Source organism: Fodinibius sediminis (assembly GCF_900182555.1).
Lineage (GTDB): Bacteria > Bacteroidota > Rhodothermia > Balneolales > Balneolaceae > Fodinibius > Fodinibius sediminis.
On the sequence record NZ_FXTH01000006.1, the window covers coordinates 94,272 to 116,719 of the forward strand.

Annotated in this window: 26 protein-coding genes; 3 read left to right on the forward strand and 23 right to left on the reverse strand. The window is 51.3% G+C overall.

Annotated features, from left to right (window positions below):
* Positions 1–7 precede the first annotated feature (7 nt).
* Together FN808_RS08220 and FN808_RS08225 are read left to right on the forward strand one after the other, a co-directional pair.
* Positions 8–1,333, forward strand: coding sequence for a hypothetical protein (locus FN808_RS08220; RefSeq protein ID WP_142714088.1), 1,326 nt, complete (start codon positions 8–10; stop codon positions 1,331–1,333).
* A 350-nt stretch (positions 1,334–1,683) separates the two neighbouring features.
* Complete coding sequence (locus FN808_RS08225; protein ID WP_142714089.1) at positions 1,684–2,448, forward strand: FliA/WhiG family RNA polymerase sigma factor; 765 nt, start codon at positions 1,684–1,686, stop codon at positions 2,446–2,448.
* A gap of 4 nt (positions 2,449–2,452) precedes the next feature.
* Here FN808_RS08225 and fliR read toward each other — a convergent pair whose 3' ends face one another.
* From fliR to flgB, 23 genes are all read right to left on the reverse strand, one after another.
* A complete protein-coding gene (gene fliR, locus FN808_RS08230; RefSeq protein WP_142714090.1) occupies positions 2,453–3,229 on the reverse strand; it encodes a flagellar biosynthetic protein FliR in 777 nt (258 codons plus the stop codon).
* A 13-nt stretch (positions 3,230–3,242) separates the two neighbouring features.
* Complete coding sequence (gene fliQ, locus FN808_RS08235) at positions 3,243–3,512, reverse strand: flagellar biosynthesis protein FliQ (RefSeq protein WP_142714091.1); 270 nt, start codon at positions 3,510–3,512, stop codon at positions 3,243–3,245.
* A 12-nt stretch (positions 3,513–3,524) separates the two neighbouring features.
* Entirely contained in the window at positions 3,525–4,295 is a 771-nt protein-coding gene (gene fliP, locus FN808_RS08240; protein ID WP_142714092.1) for a flagellar type III secretion system pore protein FliP, read from the reverse strand.
* Positions 4,296–4,315: 20 nt separating this feature from the next.
* The gene (locus tag FN808_RS08245) at positions 4,316–4,939 is read right to left on the reverse strand and encodes a flagellar biosynthetic protein FliO (protein ID WP_142714093.1); all 624 of its coding nucleotides are present in this window, start codon (positions 4,937–4,939) and stop codon (positions 4,316–4,318) included.
* Positions 4,936–5,925 carry a flagellar motor switch protein FliN gene (gene fliN / locus FN808_RS08250; protein WP_142714094.1) on the reverse strand — a complete coding sequence of 330 codons (990 nt, stop codon included), beginning with the start codon at positions 5,923–5,925 and terminating at the stop codon, positions 4,936–4,938. Before fliN ends, FN808_RS08245 begins: the two co-directional genes overlap by 4 nt.
* 9 nt (positions 5,926–5,934) lie before the next feature.
* Entirely contained in the window at positions 5,935–6,888 is a 954-nt protein-coding gene (locus FN808_RS08255) for a flagellar motor switch protein FliM (RefSeq protein ID WP_142714095.1), read from the reverse strand.
* 15 nt (positions 6,889–6,903) lie between these two features.
* A complete protein-coding gene (locus tag FN808_RS08260; RefSeq protein WP_142714096.1) occupies positions 6,904–7,407 on the reverse strand; it encodes a flagellar basal body-associated FliL family protein in 504 nt (167 codons plus the stop codon).
* Position 7,408: 1 nt separating this feature from the next.
* A complete protein-coding gene (locus FN808_RS08265) occupies positions 7,409–8,152 on the reverse strand; it encodes an OmpA/MotB family protein (RefSeq protein ID WP_142714097.1) in 744 nt (247 codons plus the stop codon).
* A complete protein-coding gene (locus FN808_RS08270; protein WP_142714098.1) occupies positions 8,116–8,991 on the reverse strand; it encodes a motility protein A in 876 nt (291 codons plus the stop codon). The genes FN808_RS08265 and FN808_RS08270 overlap by 37 nt, the downstream gene beginning before the upstream one ends.
* A gap of 123 nt (positions 8,992–9,114) precedes the next feature.
* The gene (locus FN808_RS08275) at positions 9,115–10,734 is read right to left on the reverse strand and encodes a flagellar hook protein FlgE (protein WP_142714099.1); all 1,620 of its coding nucleotides are present in this window, start codon (positions 10,732–10,734) and stop codon (positions 9,115–9,117) included.
* A 95-nt stretch (positions 10,735–10,829) separates the two neighbouring features.
* Positions 10,830–11,210 (reverse strand): TIGR02530 family flagellar biosynthesis protein, encoded by a 381-nt coding sequence (locus FN808_RS08280; RefSeq protein WP_142714100.1) that lies wholly within the window; start codon positions 11,208–11,210, stop codon positions 10,830–10,832.
* Positions 11,211–11,245: 35 nt separating this feature from the next.
* On the reverse strand, positions 11,246–11,920 hold the full coding sequence (locus tag FN808_RS08285; RefSeq protein WP_142714101.1) for a flagellar hook assembly protein FlgD: 675 nt from the start codon (positions 11,918–11,920) through the stop codon (positions 11,246–11,248).
* Positions 11,921–11,932: 12 nt separating this feature from the next.
* Positions 11,933–13,639 (reverse strand): hypothetical protein, encoded by a 1,707-nt coding sequence (locus FN808_RS08290; protein WP_142714102.1) that lies wholly within the window; start codon positions 13,637–13,639, stop codon positions 11,933–11,935.
* A gap of 2 nt (positions 13,640–13,641) precedes the next feature.
* A complete protein-coding gene (locus FN808_RS08295; protein WP_142714103.1) occupies positions 13,642–14,166 on the reverse strand; it encodes a hypothetical protein in 525 nt (174 codons plus the stop codon).
* A gap of 4 nt (positions 14,167–14,170) precedes the next feature.
* Complete coding sequence (locus FN808_RS08300) at positions 14,171–14,599, reverse strand: flagellar export protein FliJ (protein ID WP_142714104.1); 429 nt, start codon at positions 14,597–14,599, stop codon at positions 14,171–14,173.
* On the reverse strand, positions 14,596–15,936 hold the full coding sequence (gene fliI / locus FN808_RS08305; RefSeq protein ID WP_142714250.1) for a flagellar protein export ATPase FliI: 1,341 nt from the start codon (positions 15,934–15,936) through the stop codon (positions 14,596–14,598). The genes FN808_RS08300 and fliI overlap by 4 nt, the downstream gene beginning before the upstream one ends.
* Position 15,937: 1 nt before the next feature.
* Positions 15,938–16,660, reverse strand: a complete 723-nt coding sequence (locus FN808_RS08310) for a FliH/SctL family protein (RefSeq protein WP_142714105.1) — start codon at positions 16,658–16,660, stop codon at positions 15,938–15,940.
* 12 nt (positions 16,661–16,672) lie between these two features.
* The gene (fliG, locus tag FN808_RS08315; protein ID WP_142714106.1) at positions 16,673–17,704 is read right to left on the reverse strand and encodes a flagellar motor switch protein FliG; all 1,032 of its coding nucleotides are present in this window, start codon (positions 17,702–17,704) and stop codon (positions 16,673–16,675) included.
* Positions 17,705–17,715: 11 nt separating this feature from the next.
* Positions 17,716–19,341, reverse strand: coding sequence for a flagellar basal-body MS-ring/collar protein FliF (gene fliF / locus FN808_RS08320; protein ID WP_142714107.1), 1,626 nt, complete (start codon positions 19,339–19,341; stop codon positions 17,716–17,718).
* 16 nt (positions 19,342–19,357) lie between these two features.
* A complete protein-coding gene (fliE, locus tag FN808_RS08325) occupies positions 19,358–19,672 on the reverse strand; it encodes a flagellar hook-basal body complex protein FliE (protein ID WP_142714108.1) in 315 nt (104 codons plus the stop codon).
* Between the two features lie 17 nt (positions 19,673–19,689).
* Complete coding sequence (locus tag FN808_RS08330; protein WP_142714109.1) at positions 19,690–19,911, reverse strand: hypothetical protein; 222 nt, start codon at positions 19,909–19,911, stop codon at positions 19,690–19,692.
* An 18-nt stretch (positions 19,912–19,929) separates the two neighbouring features.
* On the reverse strand, positions 19,930–20,427 hold the full coding sequence (gene flgC / locus FN808_RS08335; protein ID WP_142714110.1) for a flagellar basal body rod protein FlgC: 498 nt from the start codon (positions 20,425–20,427) through the stop codon (positions 19,930–19,932).
* An 18-nt stretch (positions 20,428–20,445) separates the two neighbouring features.
* The gene (flgB, locus tag FN808_RS08340; protein WP_142714111.1) at positions 20,446–20,793 is read right to left on the reverse strand and encodes a flagellar basal body rod protein FlgB; all 348 of its coding nucleotides are present in this window, start codon (positions 20,791–20,793) and stop codon (positions 20,446–20,448) included.
* 416 nt (positions 20,794–21,209) lie between these two features.
* Here flgB and FN808_RS08345 point away from each other — a divergent pair, with 416 nt between their 5' ends.
* Positions 21,210–22,145 carry a sensor histidine kinase gene (locus tag FN808_RS08345; protein WP_142714112.1) on the forward strand — a complete coding sequence of 312 codons (936 nt, stop codon included), beginning with the start codon at positions 21,210–21,212 and terminating at the stop codon, positions 22,143–22,145.
* Positions 22,146–22,448: the final 303 nt, after the last annotated feature.

Sequence of the window (22,448 nt, forward strand, 5' to 3'; positions counted from 1 at the left end):
TGCTGTTATGATTATCAAAAAATTTCACGGCGAAAGCATAAAGGACGCCCGACAAAATGCCTATGAGGCGCTGGGTAAGGATTGTGTAGTATTGGAAACGACCGCTGAAGATGCAGACCGGGAGGCCACAGTGTCAGTACTCGTCAACGATGAACGGGGGAGCGGTGGTAGGGAAGCCGTGCATGCGGCCCCGGACCAGGAAGAGGGGGATTTTATCCCCCGGTCGATCCGCAAGGTTAAAAAGTTAATTACAGAAGGAGTGGTTAACCAGTTTAAACCTGAAATTGCCAAGGCAGAAAATTCAGGGCCCCACAATACGGGGCACGAGACAACCCCTGCGTCCCCCCAGGAGGGGCCGGCGGCCAAGCTGATGGAGTCTCCCGGGCAGTCAGATGAAACAGGCCTGTCGTTCTTTGAACAGCAGGGACATCCCGGACAGATCGACCCTAGGCCGGAAGTCCAGGGCGATGTCAGCACGGCAGCTACCGGGGAAGAAAAAAATCTGCAGCAGCGGCTGGATCGCCTGGAGGGGATAATCTCGGCCGGTTCGCAGTATATGTCGCACCCGGTCTACCTGCGGCTGACAGAAGCGGGGGTTCCTGCATCAATGACTGGGCTATGGTTCAAGGAGGTGGCAATGAAAGGAATAGATCCTTTCAGCCAATCCCGATCCTTTGCGAAGGAGCTTGCGGGCATTGTTCGAAATAAACTGAGCAGGGCCCAGCCAGAGGGGCCGGTCGGGAGTAACCTGTTGTTCATGGGACCCGCGGGTGCAGGGAAGTCAACGTTGATCATGAAACTGGCTTCCAATGCCGGTTTTTCGGACGGGAACAGGGTGGCCGTGGTGGCAATAGAGCCGCCGGATACTTTTGTGCCCTATTCTATATTGAAATCCTTTGCGATAGATCGGGGACTGTCCTGCTATTCTGTCAAAACCCGGGTAGACCTGGAACAGCTCCAGGATGAACTGTCAAACTATGACCGGGTTCTTTTTGATACGCCGGCCCTCCCCATGGATCCCGGGGAAGGCTTGTCGCTATTCAGCGACATCAGGCAGATCATTTCCTCGGTGCATCCGCTGGAAATTCACTTTACGGTGAACGCCACCCTGGAGGGTAGTTTGCTGGGGGAGGAATATACAGCTGACTACCTGTCGGAGTCAGATTGCCTGGCCCTGACACATATGGATGAGACCCCGCGTCGGGGAGCGGTTGTACCGCTCATGGCAGGGAGCGGCTGCAAGATTCGTTACATAAGTGAAGGGCGGCAGCCTGAGGCCGGAATCAGGCGGTTCGACGCCGACCGCTTTGCAGAAGAAATATTACCGTTATAATGATCAGGTCCACCCCGATCGCTCCAGTTGATTTCGTTCGTTTTGTCCGGCTATTTTTAAAATGGGGCAAAAGGCTGCAGTGAAATCCGCGCGATCGGGAGACAGATTGTTCAACCAAAAATTAGCCTGTATTATGCTTGTTCGGATATTTATAATTATAGCACTTATGGTCTGTGTGGCCCTTATCATCATGGGTTCGTCGATTGATTCCGCCCTGTTTAAAAGCGGGACAGTATTCATCTGTTTGATTGCAGGCACGCGAACATGCGTGTATCTGTTCGATATCATTGGTGAAAACCCGCAAAGGGAGCAAGAATCGCACAGTCACAATTAAGAATCCGTCGTGAACCATGGATAAGTCTTTACAAGAGCTTGTTAATGCCTATTGTGATGAACCCACACAGGGGTTGCGTCATGCCATCATAACGGAAGCAATACCGTTGGTAAAGAGTATTATCGGTAAAATAAGTCGACCTGATACCCCGCTTTCACAGTATGAAGACCTGGAAAGTGCCGGTGTGATGGGATTGCTGCAGGCCCTGGATAACTATGATTGTAGCAAGGATATTCAATTTAATACTTTCGCTTATTATCGCATCAGAGGTAACATCATCGACTACTTGCGCTCCATAGACGAGCTTCCCCGGACCGCCCGGAAAACCTATGGAGAAGCCCAGGAAGTGATGAGGAGACTGCAGCAGGAGCTGGGTCGGCAACCGGAGGATGAGGAAGTGGCCGCGGAGATGGGAATCAGCCTGGAGGAATTTCATAAACTGCTTAGCAGCGTACAGCAGCGGGCGGTGCTGTCGCTGGATCAGCAGGTTTTTGAAGACAGCGAGGGGTCAACACTGAGCAGTACCATCGAAGATGAACAGGTTGAGCAGCCCGATGCAGAGCTCAATCGCAAAAGCATGTCGAAGGAGCTGGAGATGGCCATCAAGGAATTGAAAGAACGGGAGCGTCTGATTCTGTCTCTCTACTATTATGAAGACCTCACGCTCAATGAGATTGCGGTATTGCTGGGATTGACCGAGGCAAGAATATCCCAGATTGTCGGTAAGCTATTGCTCAGCCTGCGGTCCTCGCTTGTCGGGGAATCGGTCAACAGGCCCTGATGCGTTAGCTTATGGCATGGATGAGCCTGTCAAGGAAATCCCATAACTTTTGGAAAAACTGATCAAAAGCAGCGGGCGTGTAGGGCAGGATCAGAATCAGCAGTATGATACCAATGCCGAGTTTGAGTGGCAGGGCGATGAAGAAGATATTGGCCTGGGGCATGATGCGCGCAAAGATGGCAAAGGAGAGGTCCAGCAGGAAAAGGACAATCATAAAGGGGGCGGCCATCTGTACACCCACCACAAAAAGATAGGTGGCCATCTGAATAAACGATGGACCGGCCATGGCAATATGTCCTCCCCCGATGGGTACGATGTCAAAGCTGCGAGCAAGTGCCTGTATGTACAAAGTGTCGCCCCCGATACCGATGAAAACAAGGATCCCGAGCAGACCGAACAGCTGGCTGATGATGGAGCCCTGGGACTGATTGACCGGGTCGACGACACTTGCAAAGCTTAGGCCGACATTGACACTCATCAGTTCCCCACCCATCTGCAGTCCCGCAAATATGATCTGTCCCACCAGTCCCATGGCGGTACCTACCAGCAGCTCTTTGATGATAAGAATAACAAGCTCCAGGGTAGAGACATCGACGGGGACGCCGGCCCCCTGGATCGGTACAATGGGGTACAGCATGACGGTCAGTACGATGGCGAAAAATATTTTGACCCGTACGGGGATGGACCCATTGCTGAAAAAGGGGGCACTGCCCACCAGGGCGCTGACCCTGACAAAGATGAGAAAACCCGTCAGTATCATCTCCACGCTGAATAGGGTCATGGCATCCGGTCAGCTACTGGTTGACGGTTGCTATGAACGCAAAAATGCGTTCGGTAAAATCAATGGCGTATTCGAGCATAAAGCCGGACAGGAAAAAAAGGATGACCGCCACCACCACCATCTTGGGGATGTAGGTAAGGGTCATCTCCTGGATGGTTGTAACGGCCTGGAAGACGGCTATAATCAATCCCACAATGAGTGCTCCCAGCAAAAGGGGGCCTGCCAGGGCAACAATAGCCGTGAGTGCCTGCTGTATCCAGTAAAGTCCGACTTCTGTATTCATAAGAGGGTATTGTTAGTTGAAACTTTGTACCATCGATTCCACCAGCAGGTACCATCCGTCGCTGAGTACGAATACTAAAATTTTAAAGGGCAGTGACACCAGTACCGGGGGCAGAAACATGATTCCCATGGAAAGCAACACCGAAGCCACAACCAGGTCTATCACCATGAAGGGCAGGTAGATCATAAATCCAATTTGAAATGCGATGCGCAGTTCGCTTATCACAAAAGAGGGAATCAGCACATATATAGGCAGCTCCTCGATACTGCCGACGCTGTCGATATCTCCCATATCCATGAAGAGCAACAGATCCTTCTCCCGCGTTTGTTTGACCATGAACTCCTTGAGCGGCGTACTGGCCAGTGAGAGGGCCTCGGTTTGGGTAACCTCTTCATCCAGATAGGGCTGGATCGCTTCATTGTTGATCTGGTTAAAGGTTGGGGCCATGATAAAGATGGTAATAAACATGGCCAGCCCCAGCAGTACCTGATTGGGCGGCGACTGCTGGGTTCCCAGGCCCATACGCAGAAAGAAAAAGACAACAATCAGGCGGGTAAAGCTGGTCATCATGGTTACTATGGCCGGACCGAAGGAGAGGATCGTCAGGATGATCAGCGTCTGAATGGCCAGGGAAAATTCCTCCCCTTCATCCCCGCTGTTAAAATTCAGGCTGATCCCCGGTCCCTGCTGGGACTGACCGCTTGTTTGAGCGGAGGCAAACTCAGCAGGGATCAGAAGCAGCATTCCCAGAACAGCTGCTGTGATGCCAGCTTTTTGTAACATTGCAAGAGAGTTCCTGAGGGTCATACGGAAGAGGGATCCTTTTGTTGCTCTTTCTTGAGAAGACGGGCAAACAACGCCTGGTTGGCCGGCGGGGAAGCAGCGGGATGGTCGGGGCCGTCCCACTGTTCCTCCGTAAACCGATGAAGCAGCGAAAGATCATTCATTCCGCTGCTTAAAACCCAATATTCGCTGTTAATACGAATAACAATAAGCTGCTGGCCGTTGGAAAGCTCCTGGGTAGCTATTTCTGTGAAAAGGGAAGAGGAGGCGGCCGATGAAGGATCTGCATCCCGCACTTTGATCCATATCCAGAGGCCGGTGACGGCGGCCAGGAGCAGTAAAAAAGTGGGCAGGGAATCCAGAAACAGCGAGTCGCCGCTCTTGCTTTCAGCAGTGGGCTGCGACTGGAGGTCGGAAGGGGATGCCCTCAGGGAATCTGCCGGAGAAACCCGGGCCGAATCCATATACAGGCCGTCCAGCCGGCCGGAGGCGTCATCGGACACCCGCTGACCGCCCGGGCTATCGGTCTGAATGACAACCAGCACCCATAAGAGCAGAAAACAGAGAGCAATGGCCAGTACGTAGCCGAGCATCCTGGAGGGCCTGGCCTGCACCTGTCTTTTAAAAGCTTCCCAGTCTATCATCCCAAATCCTTCATATGTTCCTGGGTTGCCAGCAGCTCGGAGATGCGCACGCCAAAATGTTCGTCGATGACAACGACGTCGCCGCGTGCTATTTGGTGACCGTTAATCAGTATTTCCACCGGTTCTCCGGATAGTTTTTCAAGCTCTACGACTGATCCCTTGACCAGTTGTAAGACCTCTCCGAGTGGGATCTTCCGACGACCGAGTTCTACGGAAAGGTTCATTTCAATATTCTTGAGAATATCAATATTACGGACCTCTTGTCCGGTTTCAGCGTTCTCGCTTTTTTTAAAATCTTCGAATTCCACTTTCTTATTGCGGTTGGTAAGGTTGATGTTATTCTGTTTTGGTTCACGGGCCTTGCTTGTCTCTTCCCTCCATGGGAGAGCTACTTCTGTCATATGCCGGGCTATACGGGAGGGATATCCCTCATCTCCAAATAGGTTGAGGATCTCAGGACCAATGTCTTGCGTGTTGGGCCGGGCCAGTGCAACCATCAGTTTCAGAGGGTTTTCCTCGTTTTGATCGGCTTCAGCAGGGAATCCTATTTCCAGTTCCGCCGTAAAGTAGTGATCGTGAGACAGGCTGCCCGGGCGTTCCTCATCAGTGAGTTCCCGGACGGCTGCAACGTCGATCCCGGTACCCATTTTATGCCATGCTTGCTGGAGTATCGTTAAAAAACGCCCGGTCAATTCCAGGAGATTTCTGTTCTCTCTTTGCTGTTGCCGATCTTCTTTCTCTTCCGCAGGAAACAGCATCCCCCCTGGTGTTCCTGCATAAGCAAAGAATAGTTCTGTCTCAAGGTCTGCCAGAGGCGCCTTTATACAGATGTCGGCTTCCTGCAACTGGGTAAGCGTTTCTGCCTTGTTCTCCTCATCAGCTTCATTCAGCTTAATGCGGCAATCAGTTGCAAGGGCCTTTGCAAGGAAAGACTCCAGAGCAGAAGCGTGGATTCGGACTCCTTTTTCCCATTCGTTGATGGTCATGACGATTTTTTAATCCGTGTTAACAGGCGTGAGAATATCAAATATCTTAACCGCCCTGTTCCCGTTATAGTTACCGGGGTATCCGTTCATCTTTTGGGTACCGTTAATGAGCACGGGCAGCGGTTTATCAATCGGCTGGCCGAGTTTGATGACATCTCCCTCAGTAAGATTGAGTAACTCTTTCATGGTGATGTTCGCCTGTCCCAATATGACCTGAAGCGGTACATCCACCTGCTTCATATAGGTTTCAAATTGATGCTGTTCCTTCGAATCGAGGGCTCTCTGCCGATAGGGTGTGTTGGGATTTTGCAGGGAATTGTCCATCTGGTCCTTGAGCATGGCATAGGGATAGCAAATCCTGATCGGCATGGTGATGTCGCCGGTCTTTACCTTGAAGGTGACGATGATGCCCGGAACGTGGCTGGATATGGTGCGAACGTTAGCAGGCTTGCTTTCGTAGACGTAGTCCTCGAAGGTTATATTCATATACGGAGACCAGGCGTGGCTTAGCTCCGCTGATACCTTTTTGATGATACGTGAAATGATACGCTCTTCGATCCTGCTCAGTGCCTTGGGGGGCTTTACTTTGGCAGTTCGGCTGCCGCCCTGGCGTTCAATACAGTATAGGCAGAAAGAGGGGGGGATTTCTATGAGGGTCCAGTTGCTCAGTTCCTTGATGTTGAAGAGGAAAAGAGCTTCCGGGGCCTCAAGGACATTCAGAAATTCAGAAAAAATCCTCTCATCGATATCTTCAAGTGATACCTCCACTTTTTGATTTATGGAGTCGGTAAAAATCCTGGTCAAACTTCGGGATACCAGGTCGTGGATATTCTGCAGCCCTTTCATGATCCCTTTGCTGACGAGTTTGGGCTGCTTGAAATCGTATGGTTCTACCGACACATTGCGGGGAGAGGCGCTGGATTTTGAGGCAAAAATTTTCGGTGAGGAAACCGATTCTTCCATGGAATTGTTTGTTCATTACTGTAGCACGTACTTAGTAAAGAACAAATTCCGTACCGATTTTTTTTCCAGCAGGTTATTAATCATAGAGCCAATCTGCTGTTTCAGTTTTTCCCGGTTCTCGAGATTGGCAAGTTCCTTGACCGTACGGCGGGTCAATATGGTATTTATTCGATCAACGATTTCCGCCTGACGGTTTTCCAGGAGGCGTGCATCGTCGCCTGAACCCACCTCAACCACTACAGAGAGTAAAAGATAGCGTTCCCCTGCAGATCCCTGGGGATTAATAATGATATTTTCGAAGCTGTGGTAGGCTTCTTCCTTGGGATTGATTGCTTCCATCCAGTCCGAAATATCCTCATAGTAGGTATTAACAAGGAAATAAGCCGCACTGCACTGAACAATTAGAATGATGGCAATGAGGAAAAATTTTCCATACCTGCTAAAGAAATTGCCGTTTTCTTCTTTGGAGGTGTTCTTCTCTGCAGTCTCCTGTTGCTCATGATTTATGTCTTCTGGCATCTTAGTTCTCGTATTTCATGGATTTAATTTTCTGTCCGGACAGGGGGTCAAAATCTGCCTGGCCGTCCTGCTGGTATTTTACATGAATTTCCACGCGCCTGTTCTTCCGCCGGGCGGTTTCAGAGTCGTTGGGGACCCGCGGTCGATACTCCCCGTACGTACTGGCTTTGAAATAATGGGGGGATACGTTAATATTGTCGACGAGATAATTCAGGACCGTAGTGGCACGGGCTGAACCCAGCTCCCAGTTGCTTCGGTAGCGGGTAGCATTGCTTCTTATGGGTTTATTATCGGTATGTCCCCCGATCTCGATCAGTTTTAGATCTTCAGCCGTATAGTCCCGAATATTGTCTCCCACTTTGACAAGCAGTTCTTTTGCGGCTTTTTTAAGCTCGGCAGAATAGGTATCAAAGGTTACTGCTTCGCCCAGGGTGATTCGAATGCCGTCCTGCATCAGGTCGAGCTGCACCTGTTCCGACAGACCTTGGTCATCAATGTACTGCTGGAGTTCTTCCCAGCTTTTGGCGCGTTCAATGTCTGCACTGACAGGATTTCTTTCCTTAGCTACAGACCGGTATTCAAGGACGCCGCGGTTCTTTTGAAAAACGCCGACGATAGCTTCGAACTTATCTTTTTGCACTCCGGGGGTGAGTGTATACAGCATCACGAAGAAGATCAGCATCAGCGTGATGAAATCTGCATACGTCATTAACCAGTTTCCAGAGCTGTCAGTAGATTTTCCCATGAATTATGTTGGTGTTGAATCCAATTTTCGTACAGTTGTTGTTCCCGCTCTTTGTTGAAGGTCCTGTTGCTGAAATAGGAGCGGTATTCAGCCCGCTCTTTCGGGGATACGTAGTTGAGCATCTTGTTTTCCATCAGGCGGGGATTCTCTTCATCAACAATGGAGATAAGGGCAGACTTGAACATCTGGTTGCGTATGATCTGCTTATCCCCGAGATGCTCCAGCTTTCCGGCCAGCGGATTCAGGATCAGGTTTGCACAGACGGTGCCGTAGAGGGTCGTCAGCAGGGCTACCGCCATGCCCTGTCCCAGCGACTGGGGGTCCTGCATGTTCTGAAGCATCAGGATAAGGCCGATAATGGTCCCAATCATGCCAAAAGCGGGGGCATAACCGCCCATGCTCAGGAGAACATCCACACTCTTGTTGAGATTGCGCCTGGAGCTTTCAATCTGATCCTGCATAATCGTTATCATGGTATTTTTCTCCGTGCGGTCAATGGCAAGCTGCAGTCCGTTCTTTAAAAAATCATTTTCAATCTCCGCTACGTCCTGTTCGAGATTGAGCAGGCCGTCGCGCCTGGCCTTGCGGGCAAACATATTCATCAGTTCGATGTCTGTTCTGAGGTCGTGCTGGTGAGAACTTAGCGTGCGGAACAGCAGCGCAAAGGTACCCAACACCCCTTCGATACTGAAGTTGATGAAAGATGAACAGATGATGCCGCCCATAACGATGATAAAGGCGGATAAACTCAGGAATAGTGATATGGATCCTTGTATGGTAATCGCTCCTATAATAAGCAGGATGCCCCCCAGGAGACCAATAGTGCTTGATTTATCCAAAATGGCAGAAAGATATACTTTTGTTAAACAGAAAAGGACTTTTGCTCCTCAATAGTATTATCGGAACAAAAGCCCTTTCCTTAAATGATAATTTGCTGTTTCTAAGGTTTGCGCCTGACTGCTTTACCGTTTCAGGTTCACCGCTTCGGTAAGCAGTTCGTCAGCGGTAGTGATGACACGGGCATTCGACTGGTAGGCTCGTTGCGCCGTGATCATATCGGTAAACTCATTGGCCAAATCAACATTGGACCCCTCCAGGACCCCGGAGTTAAGGTTGGTTTCCGCAAGGTTGGGAGCGGTATTCATGCTGATTTTCCCGGAGGTTACGGTCTCCTTGAACAGGCCGTTGCCGGCTGTTTCGAGCCCGTCGTAGTTTGAGACATCGCCAATGGCCACCTGGGCGAGGTTTACATTCCGACCATTGTTGTAGATGCCGGTGACATAGCCGTCGCCGTCAATGTTGAAGTCTACCAGGTTTCCCTGGGCGTACCCATCCTGGGAGGTAAACTGGACAGAAGAGGAGCCCGAAAATTGTGTCAGCCGGGATCCCTTGTCCTTGTTTCCGAGGTTTACCGTAAAGTTAACTTCGTCGGCGCCTCCGCCGGGGTCAAAGGCCATCGCTATGGTGCTGTCGCTGGAAAGATTGCCCGACTGGTCGAAGCTGATGGTCCCTGTTCCGCCGGAAGTGACCTCTTCACCATCCAGGAAACTGGCTTCATATTCCCAGCTGTTGGTGTCGGTCTGGGTCATGTTCATGGTCAGGGTATGGCCCTTGCCCACGGCGTCGTATACCGTAGTGCTGACCGTCTGGCTGTTGGTCTGTCCGGCCTGTGTGGTTTGAAAACCTGGAAAGTTGATACTCCCGGTTCCCGTGGTGGTGACGCTGTTGACATCCAGCTCACTGCTGCCCAGGTTTTCGGATCGCATGACGAGCAGCCCGTCGACCAGGCTCACTGTTGCTTCTCCGGCCGGGAGGTCATTATTGACGGTGGTGATGAGATCGCTCACGGTATCGCCGGCATTGAACGTATGCGAAATGGTCTGCGTGCTGCCGTCATTGAGCGTTACATCAAAATCGATGGTATCGTTGTTGACAAAATCAGTATCCGTCTGGGCGAGATCGTTGAGGGCGGTGCTTCCGGTTGCAATGCTGCCGGAGTCAGTCGTCAACGTAGACTGAGACTGTACAATCTGAGGCTTGCTTGTCTCTGCGTTGAGGTTGCCGGCGGCATAGACATTCTGGGTTGCCTGCGGATCATCAACGCTGTTAAAATCGACGCGGATGGCATCCGTTGTGCCGCTGGGCAGCACATCACCGGCCGCATTGGCGTTGAATCCCTGCACGTTGCGTCCCGACTGGTCGACCAGGAAGCCGTCCCTGTTGAATGAAAAGTTCCCGGCCCGGCTCAGGAACTGCTGACCGCCCTCTGAGAGGATGAAGAAGCCGTTGCCCTCGATGGCAAGGTCGGTTTCACGACCGGTCGACTGCAATCCCCCCTGGTTGAAGTCACGTTGGATATTGGAGATGCGTACCCCGAGTCCAACCTGGTTGCTTGAAGAGGGCGCTGATTCAGCTCCTCCGCCCGATCCTATTTGCTGATTGAGCATTTCTGAAAAAGAAACACTTGATGATTTGAATCCATAAGTTTCAACATTGGAGATATTGTTTCCAATGACATCCATCTTCGTCTGGAAGGCTTTCAGCCCACTGACTCCGGAATTGAGAGATTTCATTAATGACATAATTATTACCTCGTGTGTTTAGTGGACAGTCGCTGTCGGTTGACTGCCTGAGGGCTCCCCGTAGAGGGTCCGGCCCATTATTTGATTGTTATTGTTTAGTATTCTTTTGTGAAAACGGTGCTGTCGATATTGGTGAACACCCGCTCCCTGAGTTCCATCATATCCACCGCGGTTACCACGGTTTTGTTGGGGATGTTGACCAGATAAGCCTGGTCGCCATCCAGGATCAGGGAATCCTTGCTTCCTTTCTGTTCGGCGCGTGCCACGGCTTCCTGCAGGCGCTGCATGCCGGCCTTGTCGACGGAGATCGAACGATCTTCCAGCCGCTGCATCGCGTGTCCCGAGAATTCCAGTTCGGTGACCTCCTGCAGGATTTCCCTGAATGAGGGAGCATCGGCCGAGGGGTGATGGGGGGCCTGCTGCCTGCCCCGAAAAGCATCGGGAGCGGTTCTTCCTGTTAAATGTCGTATATCCATAGTGGCAATTTGAATTAGGAGTGAAAGGGCACTGCTCAGATGCCGATTTCCTCAACGTCGCCCAGGGGAACGTATACGCCGTTGACCATCAGCTCCACCCCGTCGCTGGTGTAGTGCACTTTTTCTGCCGTCCCCTCGATAAAACTAAGGGACGTTACAGCTCCCTCCGGGTTTTCGGCTTTAATGTCTACAGTATAGGTGCCATTCGGGACCCTGGCGCCTGAATCCGAGGCGCCGTCCCAGCTCCAGCTGTGATCACCGCTGCTGCGCCCTCCCAGTTCTTCCGAACGCACGATATTTCCCGCTGAATCAGTAATTGTAAGGGTGGTTTTGCTGGCCGCCCCGTTTAGTTGAAACTGGATCTCCGTATCCTGACCCTGCATCACGCCAACACGGCTGCTCATAGCACGTACTGACTTCCCTGTCAGCGAGGCTGCCATGGTATTGTTCAACCCGCTGTTCATCATTTGCTGACTTTTGGACAGTCGCTGGATTCCGTCATTGAGATTGATAAGTTGTTCAACGGAGTTAAACTGGGCCAGCTGTGAAGCAAACTTTGTGCCGTCCATGGGATTAATGGGATCCTGGTTTTTCATCTGTGCCACCAGAAGTTTGAGGAATTCATCCTTCCCCATTTCCTGGTTGCCCAGCTGTTGTGGGCCCCCGGTCGTCTGCTGTTGTGTTTGAGCTGCAATAGGTGAAATATTCATAATTTTTTTTGGTTAGGCGGTCCATTCGTTATGGTTAAATCCGAGGTAGCGAGTGGGGTTTATTGACGAGCCGGATGCAGAGGATTGCTCTGTTTTTGACGGTCCGGACGATGGCCCGTAGTCGCTGCTGCTGAAAGCGGAAGATTCCCCGGATTGCTGTTGAGCCTGCTGATCGTCGAACTGTTGGAAATGCAGGTCTACTTCAATGTTAAGCTGTTCTTTGAGATGCTGACGAATTTCATTGATATGTTGCTGTATGACTTTGTTCAGTTCTGTATTTCCACTGCTCAGCTGAAGGTGAAGAGCTCCTTCGATATTCCGTGCAGCTACATTCAGCGATTGTCCGTCTTCCAGGACAAATCGATGATGTTGCCAGCTGCCGGTCTGTTCACCTTTGGACTGCTGCTGTAGCTGGCGTACCAGCTGGGTACTGAATTCTCGCCGGCCGGTAACATTCTTGAGCTGAAGGATGGTATTGCTACTCCCGGTTTTAAGCAGTGTTTTACTGTCATCCGGTGCCTCCCCGTCTTTGTTCCCTCCGGTCTGCAGTTCCATTTCCAGGGAAAGCTCTTGGTCCATGATGTCTTTCATCTTTAGGCCGGCAGAATCCGGCTGTGCCGCCGGGCTTTGGAACTCAAGATGTTTAACGCCAGGTTGCTGCGTCTGTATCGAAGGTTGGGGGGTGTTTGGCAATCTTCTGTTTTCTCCCGGCACGGGCGTTTTCTGTTGTTGGGGATGATGGTTTGCCTTTCCGGTATCGGCATCTGTACGGTTCAAGGAAAATAGGCGGTCGCTTTTTGCATCGGCGGCCGGCCGCAGCGGTGAACCGGAGGGTCGGCGAGCGGTGGCATCAGCCTGCTGTTTGCCTCGACTTACGGCTGATGACCGGGCTTCACCCTCCTGTGATGCTGTTTTCTGCTGCTGATTGGAAACGTTTTTCTGCCATGCAGGACGATCCGAATCAGCCCGGGTCTTCCCGCTGTTCATTGGTGCAGGGTTTTTGACGCTGGTGTTCTGTCGCGTCGTTTCGGGGGCGGGCGATCCCTTCTGTGAAGATGAATCCAGGACAGGGGATGTCATCACCTTGCCGCCGGTCCGACTATTGCTGCTGCCTGCCTTCCGGGTGGTGACTGTGTCAGTATTTCCGTTTTGAGGTTGCCCCGCGCCTTCTCCCGGTGTGGATGGGACGGCTCCGGGCCGTTGGGAGGGAGTGCCCGTGGTAGCCTCTCGCTTGTCGGTATCGACGGGGAGGCGGGTATCTGCGGCGGCCCCGGCTGTCTTTTGCAGCGAATCTTCAGTTTTTTCGGCTTGCGGCCGGCTGGTGGAGGGAGGGGCTTGGTCAGCCGGCCTCTCATCCCCGGAAGTATCGGTCTGTCCTTTCCCTGGTACCGATGCCGCGGTTTCTGAAGATTGCTTACCGCCCTCCTCATGGCCGGTGATGTTGCCTCCCGGAACGGAGAGGGGAGATGCGGCATCAGGATGCTGTTTTCCCTGCCGGGGCATGGGGTTCAGCGAAAATTCTTTGTCCGCCTCCGGCGGCTGAAGTGCGGAAGCAACCTCAGTTGTTTGTGAGGCTCCCATGCCCAGAAACCGCATCAGGAATTTGGAAAAGGAATTCGATTTTTCACCCGGCAGCTTCTGCATCGATGAGTTGCCCGCGCCGGTAGCAGTACCGGGGGATGATGTGTGCGCGGATATAAGAGTCGATAGTAGATTCATGGCTACATGATTTGTTTCAGGATATTGGCCGCCTTTTCCGGTTCCAGCGAGCGGAGTAGTTTAGACCGTTGCATGCGGCTGGCCGAGTTATACAGGCTTATCAGCTGATCATCTTTCAGGATATTAACGATCGGGGTTAACTGATCCTCATCCAGCGTCAACAGTGATTTGGATACTTCCTCTATATTTTCTGCGGCGACACGGGGAATGCGGGCCTTAAGTGTATCATTTTGTTCTTCACTTGAAGCAAGGCGGCTGTTCAGCGAGTCGATGATTCCCTGGTATTCTGTTTCTTCTTTTCTATAAGTTTCAATGACCTGCCGGAGGCTGTCTGTCATGTTTTGCAAGCTGTCGACGGCAGAAATATTCCGCTCAATAGGGGTGAAGGTCTGCTGGAAATTGTTGTTTTCAGCAGACTTTCCCTTTTCGGGATTGATGTAGGGCATCAGAAAATAAACCGCCACCATAATCACCAGAAAAGAAACAAAAACACCGAAGCTGGTATAAAGTGTGCTCTTTAAATTCATGTTACTACCTGCGGTTATACATTTGTGTTGCAATCTCGTTCTGCTGCAGCTGCTCGATATGCTGCTGGTGTTCAATAAACTTGATTCGCTCGCGCTGTTTCAGTTTTTCCAAAATCATGCTTTCCCTGTTGGCTTCGACAAGTCTTTTGCGTTGTTTTGAAACTTCCTTTTCCAGTTTGTCACGCTTGTTCCTCAACTGCCAAAGCTGTTTCTGAAGCTGATGCCGCTGCTCGTAGTCTTGCCGGACTTCATGCACGGAGACCGATTCTGATTCAGGATTGCGAGAGGAGGCCGCGCCCTGTTCTCGCAGCTCCCGGTAGCGCTTGCGGATGACGTTTCTCTGCTGAATGCAGGCTGCCAGTCGCTGCTGTTCTTTTTTCTTGCGAAACTGACGGACTGAGAGTACAGACTCATATCTAAATTCAAACTTCATCTATGCGTCCCCATTTGATTAGCTGAAGGTTGCACAATCTGACGGAGCCGCGGCCAGATGTCTTCTCCAAAGTCCGATTCTTCCATGCCCTGGGTCAAAAAGTTGTTGAGGGCCTCAATCGTGTTTACCGCACGGTCGATCTGCTGATTTGATCCCTGTTCATAGGCGCCAATATTGATCAGGTCCTCAGCCTCCTTGTAGGTGGCGAGCAATTCCCGTGCCTGCCGCGACAGCTGCTGCCGGTCTTTGTCGACGATGCTGTTCATAATGCGCGAGACACTGGAGAGCACATCCACGGCCGGGTAATGATTTTTGTGAGCCAGATCCCGTGAAAGCACAATGTGCCCATCCAGGATGGAGCGGGCGGCATCTGCAATGGGCTCATTCATGTCGTCATTGTCGACCAGGACAGTATAGAGGCCGGTAATACTCCCCCCGGCTGTGCGTCCGGCTCGCTCCAAAAGTTTGGGAAGCATGGCAAAAACACTGGGTGTGTACCCCTTTGTTGTAGGGGGTTCACCGGAAGCAAGACCAATCTCACGCTGGGCCATGGCTACCCGTGTCACGGAGTCCATCATCAAAAGGACATCCCGGCCCTCATCACGGAAATATTCAGCGATGGCTGTGGCCGTATATGCTGCTTTTACCCTGCTCATGGCTGCTTTGTCGGATGTTGTTGCTACGACTACCGATCGGCCAAGTCCCCTGGGCCCAAGGACATCCTCAATAAATTCTTTAACCTCGCGGCCGCGTTCACCGATAAGCGCAATAACATTGATGTCGGCCGAAGAGTGCCGGGCGATCATGCCCATAAGTGTACTTTTCCCGACCCCGGAACCGGCAAAGATGCCCATGCGCTGTCCCTTTCCGAGGGCAAGGAAAGCGTCGATGCTGCGTATTCCGGTATATAGGACCTCATCGATGGTTTCCCGCTGCAGAGGGCCGGGCGGATTATTATGGACGGAATAGCTCTTGCAGTTGGCAAGGGGACTTTTTTGGTCAATGGGCTTTCCATTGGCATCAATGACGCGGCCGAGCAGTCCCGGGCCCACTTTGATACTCATTGACCGGGGAGTGGCTTCGACCAAACAACCGCATTTGATGCCCTCCACGCGATCCAGCGGCATCAGGAGGGTCCGTTCATTTTTCAGGCCCACGACCTCTGCCTGGATGGTCTTTCCATGATCAGTACGGATAGCATGCAGCTCCCCGACTGAGGCATTCAGCCCGGTGGCCTCGATGACGGTCCCGATTACCGAGGAGACTTTGCCGAAGCGTTTGGGCGTGTTGTCAAGCCCATCCAGCTGGGATGATATTTCTCTGAGGTAATCAGTCATCTCAGCAGTCCCGGCTGTCGATTGATAAATCATCTTTTTCCAGCGCCACTTTTTCCCTGAAATCACGCAGCATCTTTTTGAAATTCTTGACTATGGACTCCTTTTCCGTATCAATGGTGTATTCACCCGTTTTTAGCTTGTCAGATCCGCTGATCTGCAGGTAATTCGAGTGGGGGACATCCTTCATCTTGCGCACAACATAACCGTAATCCTTTTCTGAGACTGTTATCTTGATCATGATCTCGCGGTCTATGGCACTGAGTGTATTCCTGATTTCTGCCGACACTTTTTCCCGCAGCTCTTTATCATCCAGGGGGATATCCAGAATCTTCTCTGCTATGTCGAAAGTCATGGTGGCCATATACGGCTTGAGTTCCTCGATCAGACTGTTGATCTCTTGATCCATAGCGCCCATGGCCTCCTGGAGAGGGGCAAGGTGCTGCTCCATTGAGGAGAGAGCTTCCTCCCGTCCGGCTTGCTGTCCTTCTTCCCATCCCTTTTGGTAGGCTTCTTCCTGTGCGACTGCTATTTTCTGCTTCCATTTGTCCTGCAGCTCTTGTAGCTCCTTGCGGGAAATGGCCCCATCGTTTGATCCCGTCCCTGCCCGGACACTGTCGGGGCTGCTGTTTTGGGGTTGTTCCTCGAACAGCAGGTCGTAGGAGAGGCGATGCTGGCCATGTTGCCCGCCTGTAAAATCTGATGCGTCAATAATATTACTTTCCATAATCCTGTGGTGTTATTCGATGAATTCTTCTGCATTTGACTTCCGGGTGGAAACCTGTCCTTCTTCTTCCAGCTCTTTTATTTTGCTTACGATGCGCTGCTGGGCTTCTTCAACCTGATTGCGGTGGACCTGTCCTGCAGCTTCTATATCCTCAATTAGCATCTGCTTGGCCCGGGAGGACATGTTGTCCATGAATTTTTGTACCAGTTCATCCTCGACCCCTTTGAGTCCCATGACAAGGTCATTCCGGTCGATGTTGGCTATGATGATCTGTACATAGCGATCAGCCAGCTCAATGATATCTTCAAAGAGGAACATCTGGCTTTTGATGTCATGAGCAAGTTCCTCATCCATTTTTTCAATATTGCCGATGACCGATCGTTCGGTCGAAATATCCACTTCGTTCAGGATGTTGGCGACCGCGAGAGTTCCTCTGCGCAGGTTTGCTGACTGCGTGAGCGTGGTGCCCATCTGGTCGCGAATCACCTTTTCTATTTCTTCAATGACCTCCGACGAAATATTGCCCATGGTAGCCATGCGCATGCTTATTTCGGTCTGATACCCGGGGGGCAGTTCGCCCAGTATTTCACCTGCCCGGCGGACATTCAGGTGGGCCAGGATAACGGCGGCAATCTGCGGGTGTTCATCCTGGAGGAACTGTACGATATGAGAAGTCTCGGCCGATTGGAACAGCCCAAATGTATCGGTCCCCGTCTTGCTTTCCAGCCGCTTCATGATGCCCTGTACCTCATCCTCCTCTTTGGCCTCCTTAAGAACATTTCGGGCATAATCCATGCCGCCTTCCAGCACGTAGCGTTCACTGCGGATGAGGCCGTGGAACTCCTGAATCACTGCCTCAACCACATCCGGGCTGATGTTGCTCATGGTGGCAATTTCCAGGGTGATGGCCTCCACCTCGTCATCCCTGAGTTCTTTGAGGATGCTTGAAGCTTTTTCCACGCCCAGGGAAATCAGCAGTACAGCCACTTTCTGTGTTCCGTTGAGATCCGATACATCATCAATTAGTTGTTCCTGTTTTGGCATGATCCTTCCCTCTATGTTTCCGATTTTAATACGCCGCGCATCATGCTGCGCACGTAGCTCGCAGCCTCCCCGGTATTGGTATCGATAAATTCCTTGATTTCATCGGTGGCCTGGCTGGTGTCTGCAAGGGCTTTGGCTTCCTGACTCATTTTCTTCTTGTAGATATCTTCGGTTTCCCGGCTCTCCCCCTCCAGGTATTTCTCCTGCTCCTCGCCGGAAAGCCGGTTCTGTTCTTTTTTGGTCAGGAGGGAGTCAAGGGGCATGTCGGCATTTTGCGTTATACGATAGGCCAGGCCGGCAATTACTAAAATGATGACTGCGACAATGGCCCAGCGGATCAGTTCAAACCAGTTGTAAGGCTGGTTGAAGAGGTTGTTTTCATAGCTCATATTTTCATAGGGATCCTGGAATTTAACCTGGGTCAGCGTCAGCATATCCCCGCGATCCTGCTGGATGCCAAGGGCGCTTGCCATCGTATTTCGCAGCTGGTCGAGTTCGTCCTGGGTCCGGGGCTCATAGGAGGTTACCTGTTCGCCCTCCTCGTTGGTTGTCGTTGTTTTTTTATAGTTGAGCAGGATGGAGGCGCTGATGCGTTCAATTTCTCCCACCGAATTTTGAAGCGTTTCCCTGGTTTTGCTTACTTCATAATTTCGAAGCTGTACGCTCGATTCATCCATCTCTTCACTGGTGGGAACCATCGCATTATCGCCGGGCATTTGCCGGGGATTGGGCTGCTGGCTCATACTGTTGTTGGTTTCCGACTGTTTCTCTTCCGAAATGATGACCCGGCTTTCCGGATCGACGGAATTTGATTCCCGTACAACTTTGTTGAAATTGTGCTCGGTAGACACGCGGACGATGCTGTTGCCGGTGCCCAGCACGCGGTCAAGCATGCTTTGCCCCTTGTTGGTCAAATAGTTTTCAGTGGTCTCTTTAAGTCGCATATGACCGGATCCCGCCATGGCTTCTTCCGTCATCAGCACGTCTTCTGATATGCGATTGCCCAGCTGGTCGAGAATGGTTATATCTTCAATGGTCAGACCTTCCACGCTTCCTGCAATAAGCGCACCAATGCCTTGTATCTGTTCTTTATCGAGCTGCTGACCTTTCCTGAGATTCAGAATGGCTGATGCGGAAGGTTCAACGGTGGCTTCCTGAAAGGGCGAGCGTTCGGGCATGACAATGTGAATACGCGAAGATTCAATCTGACGGAGATTGCTGATGGTTCGGGCCAGTTCGCCTTCCAGGGCTCTTTTCTTGTTGACCTGCTGCATAAAGTCTGTCATGCCCAGTGTATTCTGGTCAAAGAGCTCATAACCGAGATAGTCAGAGCCGGAAGCTCCTTCAGAGGCGAATTGCAGACGCAGGTCATAGACCTTGTCGCGGGGCACCATAATGGCCTGTCCGTTATCCCGGAGCTCGTACGAGATCCCCATGGATTGCAGTTCCTCCACAATTTCCTGGGCCGATTCGGAAGACAGCGAGCCGAACAGTATAGAATAGCTGGGTTGCAGGGCCCAGTAAAAGAGCATGCTGGTCAGCGAGAGGATCCCAACACTGAGTAGAACAAACAGCGTTTTCTGGGCTCCGCTCAGCGGCCGGAAAAAATTTTTAAAAGCATCAATGTATTGTGCCATGTGGGTCCGTCCTGTACTATATCTGCATTCTGCTTAATTCCTTGTAGGTATCCACCGCTTTGTTGCGAATTTCCACCATCAGCTGAAAGCTGAGCTGTGCCTTTTCCATGGCGATCATGACTTCATGGACATTGTCGGAGTTGCCCATGATCAGGTCCTGGGTTTTCTGGTCCGATATTTTCTGAGCTTCGTCCACTGAGTTGATGGCATCCTGAATCATATCCGAAAATGTCTGCTGCTCTTCGGTTTCTGTGTTCAGTTCACGACTGCGGCTGAGGCCTTCGGAGCCGGCGCGCTGCTGTAATTGACTGAGTACGGGTGTAATTTCCATGGTCGAGAAATTCGTAATTAAACGGTGATATCAATATTTCTTCCCCGGGCATCGGGCTGCTCGGTCCGCAGGCTGCCGGATCCTTCATACAGGTTCAGGGTAATAGTACGCCTTTTAGAAAGTTCCGGGGTCCTTCTATCGGTTTTCGAAGACGGGGTATGGCCGTGCGGTTTTCGGGCTGATGGTTCGGGACCTTTTTCCCGGGTCGGTACAAATGATCCTAATCCTCTTGTCTCCATGCGGTAACGCTTCGTAAATTATATTTCCAGTGCACTTTTGATGATTGATTTTTCGGCTTGGATGACGCTCAGGTTGGCTTCATAGAGCCGGTTGGCGCTGACCATCCTCGTCATCTCTTCTACCATGTCCACATCGGGATACTTTACCATGCCGTTCTCATCGGCATCGGGGTGACCAGGATCATACTCGAATCGAAACTGTTCTTGTTCAACGACTTCGGTCTGCGGACCGAGATCCACAGGAGCACCGGAAGAGGAAGCGGGCTGTGGTCCTGACCGGTGGCTGCTGTTTGTGCGCTCCATATCCAGGATTGATGCTTTCAGGGTTCGCCTGAAACGATCTTCTCCGCCGGTGGAAGCCTGCAGGTACTTGGGCCTGTAGGGGCCTTTACCATCGGCCCGTTGAGTCGTCTGGGCATTGGCAATGTTCTCGGAGGCGATGGAAAGTTGTTTCCGCTGGGCGGCCAGGCCTCTTCCGGCAGTTTTGAATACTGAAAAAAAACGATCAATCGGCATAGGTGCTGGGGGTTGATATTATCGGTTTCTTCCGGTAATTCCGGTTCTCATTATCTCGTAATTATGCCGCAGGGCACGGGTCACAAGCTGCACACGCATCTGGGTGTCGGACATCTCAAGAAGTTCATCCTCGAGAATGGGCTTTTCATCATGTTCCGTTACCGTGGGATTGACGGAGCTGAGTTCCCTTGAATCAATCGAAAGCTCTTCCACACGTTGCAGCTCTTCTTCAAAAGAAACAGAAGCCCGGTTGTATCCCGGCGTGTCAATGTTTGCAATATTCGAAGCGGTCATCTTTTGCCGCAGAGAATAAACATCCATGGCCTTGGCCAGCAGACGGGTATGTTGATTGTCAATCAGTTTCATGATGCTGATAAAGTGATGAAATATCGTTCGTTCAATTGGCACTCTCTATGAGAGCAAGTGTCATGCCGTATTTAATAATCCCGGTAATTGCGGCCTGTGAAGAATGATCTTTGCAGGCGCACCGGGAGGGAGAGGTAATTTTTTCCATAGAGCGGAAAAGCTGTCCTGTTTGACAGGGTGATTTCAGCTTCGGCCTGGCTCTGGAGGACAGCCGGGGGCGGGATTTACTAAATCCCAAAAAAAAATTAAAGTTTTCAGTTTTTTTGCTGATAACCAATAAAAGGCGGAACAATGGGACACAGTTCATGTTAAAGTTGTCTGCTCAATCTCTTGTTAAACAGCCGCATCTGGATTAAGAGGGCTGTACGGAGATCAGCATAGTTAACGCAGATGCATATTCTCCAAAATCAGGTTATATGGAAAAAGCAATAGAATCAGTACTCGAGGGCTCTCGGGAAGCAACCATCTTAAGCAATGCTGCCACAGGCGATATTGTCAGGTGCAACAGCGCAGCCCGGGAAAAGCTGGGGAGGTCAGACACCCAGTTGCGAGGGACAAGAGTGGATGATTATTTTCAAAATCAGCGGGTCATTGGCCATAATACCATCTGGCAATGTGACCATCAGCATTTCGAGGTTGAGGAAGAAGAAGTGGTGGTTTCGGGCCGACCCTATATAAAGTCGAGTTTTAAACCCATTGACAGGGATCATTACCTGGCTTTGCTGGAGATGCAGAAGCGCATGAACAAACTGATGGTTCATCGATTAAGCTCGCCGGTGAACGGAATTGCCGGTTACCTGGAACTTTTGCAGGGCCTGGATCTTTCGGATCGCCAGCGCAGGTATGCCGCCGAGATGGAAAAAGGAGTTGATGATTTGAAAAAGGTGCTGGACCAGCTCGAGGGACTGGCAAAGGATGTGAAAGCCCATTACTCCATGATCGATCTAGAGGATTTTACAGTTGAATTGCTTTCGGCCTACCCTCGCAGGGAGCGAAAGCGGATAGAGGTCACGCTGGACGAAAATATAGATCAGTTCAGGAGTGACAGGGCACTGCTGGGCACCATGGTACGGGAACTGCTCGATAATGCCCTTGAATTTAGCACTTCGCCCGGTGATACTGTCGATCTTCAGTTTTCAAGTGACTACCGCATTTCAATAACAAACAGCGGCATACCCATTGCCGGATCTGAAATAGACCAAATTTTTTATCCCTTCTACTCGACGAAAGCCAGGGGCGTTGGGCTGGGACTTCCCCAATGCATGCTGTACGCCCGGGAAATGGGATATGACCTCGTCCTTTCCCGGAATTCCGCCATCCGTGGCATTACCTTTGAATTGCGCATGGGGTAACCCTTGCGGATACGCTGAATGAACGAACATCCTAATAGGGCATGCGACGGCCCCGCATTGCCGTAGGCAGCGTATATTCTGCTGTTAATGGTATTTATTTATACACATCTATTCTTCTCCTGGCTCAACCTGGCTTTTCTTGTTAGTTAAACAGCTGTTTGCCGGGTGGACCCGCGACTGCTTGGGGCGCTTCCCGATCTTCCCTGAAATCATCGCAGCAACCGTCTTTCCATATTTGCCAGAGTGATACAGCAGTTCACTGCTTCACAGCATGATCCCCACTTTTTTTATTTGTCGATCAGC

Coding starts and splice junctions, on each gene's coding strand:
- FN808_RS08220 (WP_142714088.1), top strand. CDS start 8: ATGATTATCAAAAAATTTCACGGCGAAAGCATAAAGGACGCCCGACAA.
- FN808_RS08225 (WP_142714089.1), top strand. CDS start 1,684: ATGGATAAGTCTTTACAAGAGCTTGTTAATGCCTATTGTGATGAACCC.
- fliR (WP_142714090.1), bottom strand. CDS start 3,229: ATGACCCTATTCAGCGTGGAGATGATACTGACGGGTTTTCTCATCTTT.
- fliQ (WP_142714091.1), bottom strand. CDS start 3,512: ATGAATACAGAAGTCGGACTTTACTGGATACAGCAGGCACTCACGGCT.
- fliP (WP_142714092.1), bottom strand. CDS start 4,295: ATGTTACAAAAAGCTGGCATCACAGCAGCTGTTCTGGGAATGCTGCTT.
- FN808_RS08245 (WP_142714093.1), bottom strand. CDS start 4,939: ATGATAGACTGGGAAGCTTTTAAAAGACAGGTGCAGGCCAGGCCCTCC.
- fliN (WP_142714094.1), bottom strand. CDS start 5,925: ATGACCATCAACGAATGGGAAAAAGGAGTCCGAATCCACGCTTCTGCT.
- FN808_RS08255 (WP_142714095.1), bottom strand. CDS start 6,888: ATGGAAGAATCGGTTTCCTCACCGAAAATTTTTGCCTCAAAATCCAGC.
- FN808_RS08260 (WP_142714096.1), bottom strand. CDS start 7,407: ATGCCAGAAGACATAAATCATGAGCAACAGGAGACTGCAGAGAAGAAC.
- FN808_RS08265 (WP_142714097.1), bottom strand. CDS start 8,152: ATGGGAAAATCTACTGACAGCTCTGGAAACTGGTTAATGACGTATGCA.
- FN808_RS08275 (WP_142714099.1), bottom strand. CDS start 10,734: ATGTCATTAATGAAATCTCTCAATTCCGGAGTCAGTGGGCTGAAAGCC.
- FN808_RS08280 (WP_142714100.1), bottom strand. CDS start 11,210: ATGGATATACGACATTTAACAGGAAGAACCGCTCCCGATGCTTTTCGG.
- FN808_RS08285 (WP_142714101.1), bottom strand. CDS start 11,920: ATGAATATTTCACCTATTGCAGCTCAAACACAACAGCAGACGACCGGG.
- FN808_RS08290 (WP_142714102.1), bottom strand. CDS start 13,639: ATGAATCTACTATCGACTCTTATATCCGCGCACACATCATCCCCCGGT.
- FN808_RS08295 (WP_142714103.1), bottom strand. CDS start 14,166: ATGAATTTAAAGAGCACACTTTATACCAGCTTCGGTGTTTTTGTTTCT.
- FN808_RS08300 (WP_142714104.1), bottom strand. CDS start 14,599: ATGAAGTTTGAATTTAGATATGAGTCTGTACTCTCAGTCCGTCAGTTT.
- fliI (WP_142714250.1), bottom strand. CDS start 15,936: ATGACTGATTACCTCAGAGAAATATCATCCCAGCTGGATGGGCTTGAC.
- FN808_RS08310 (WP_142714105.1), bottom strand. CDS start 16,660: ATGGAAAGTAATATTATTGACGCATCAGATTTTACAGGCGGGCAACAT.
- fliG (WP_142714106.1), bottom strand. CDS start 17,704: ATGCCAAAACAGGAACAACTAATTGATGATGTATCGGATCTCAACGGA.
- fliF (WP_142714107.1), bottom strand. CDS start 19,341: ATGGCACAATACATTGATGCTTTTAAAAATTTTTTCCGGCCGCTGAGC.
- fliE (WP_142714108.1), bottom strand. CDS start 19,672: ATGGAAATTACACCCGTACTCAGTCAATTACAGCAGCGCGCCGGCTCC.
- FN808_RS08330 (WP_142714109.1), bottom strand. CDS start 19,911: ATGGAGACAAGAGGATTAGGATCATTTGTACCGACCCGGGAAAAAGGT.
- flgC (WP_142714110.1), bottom strand. CDS start 20,427: ATGCCGATTGATCGTTTTTTTTCAGTATTCAAAACTGCCGGAAGAGGC.
- flgB (WP_142714111.1), bottom strand. CDS start 20,793: ATGAAACTGATTGACAATCAACATACCCGTCTGCTGGCCAAGGCCATG.
- FN808_RS08345 (WP_142714112.1), top strand. CDS start 21,210: ATGGAAAAAGCAATAGAATCAGTACTCGAGGGCTCTCGGGAAGCAACC.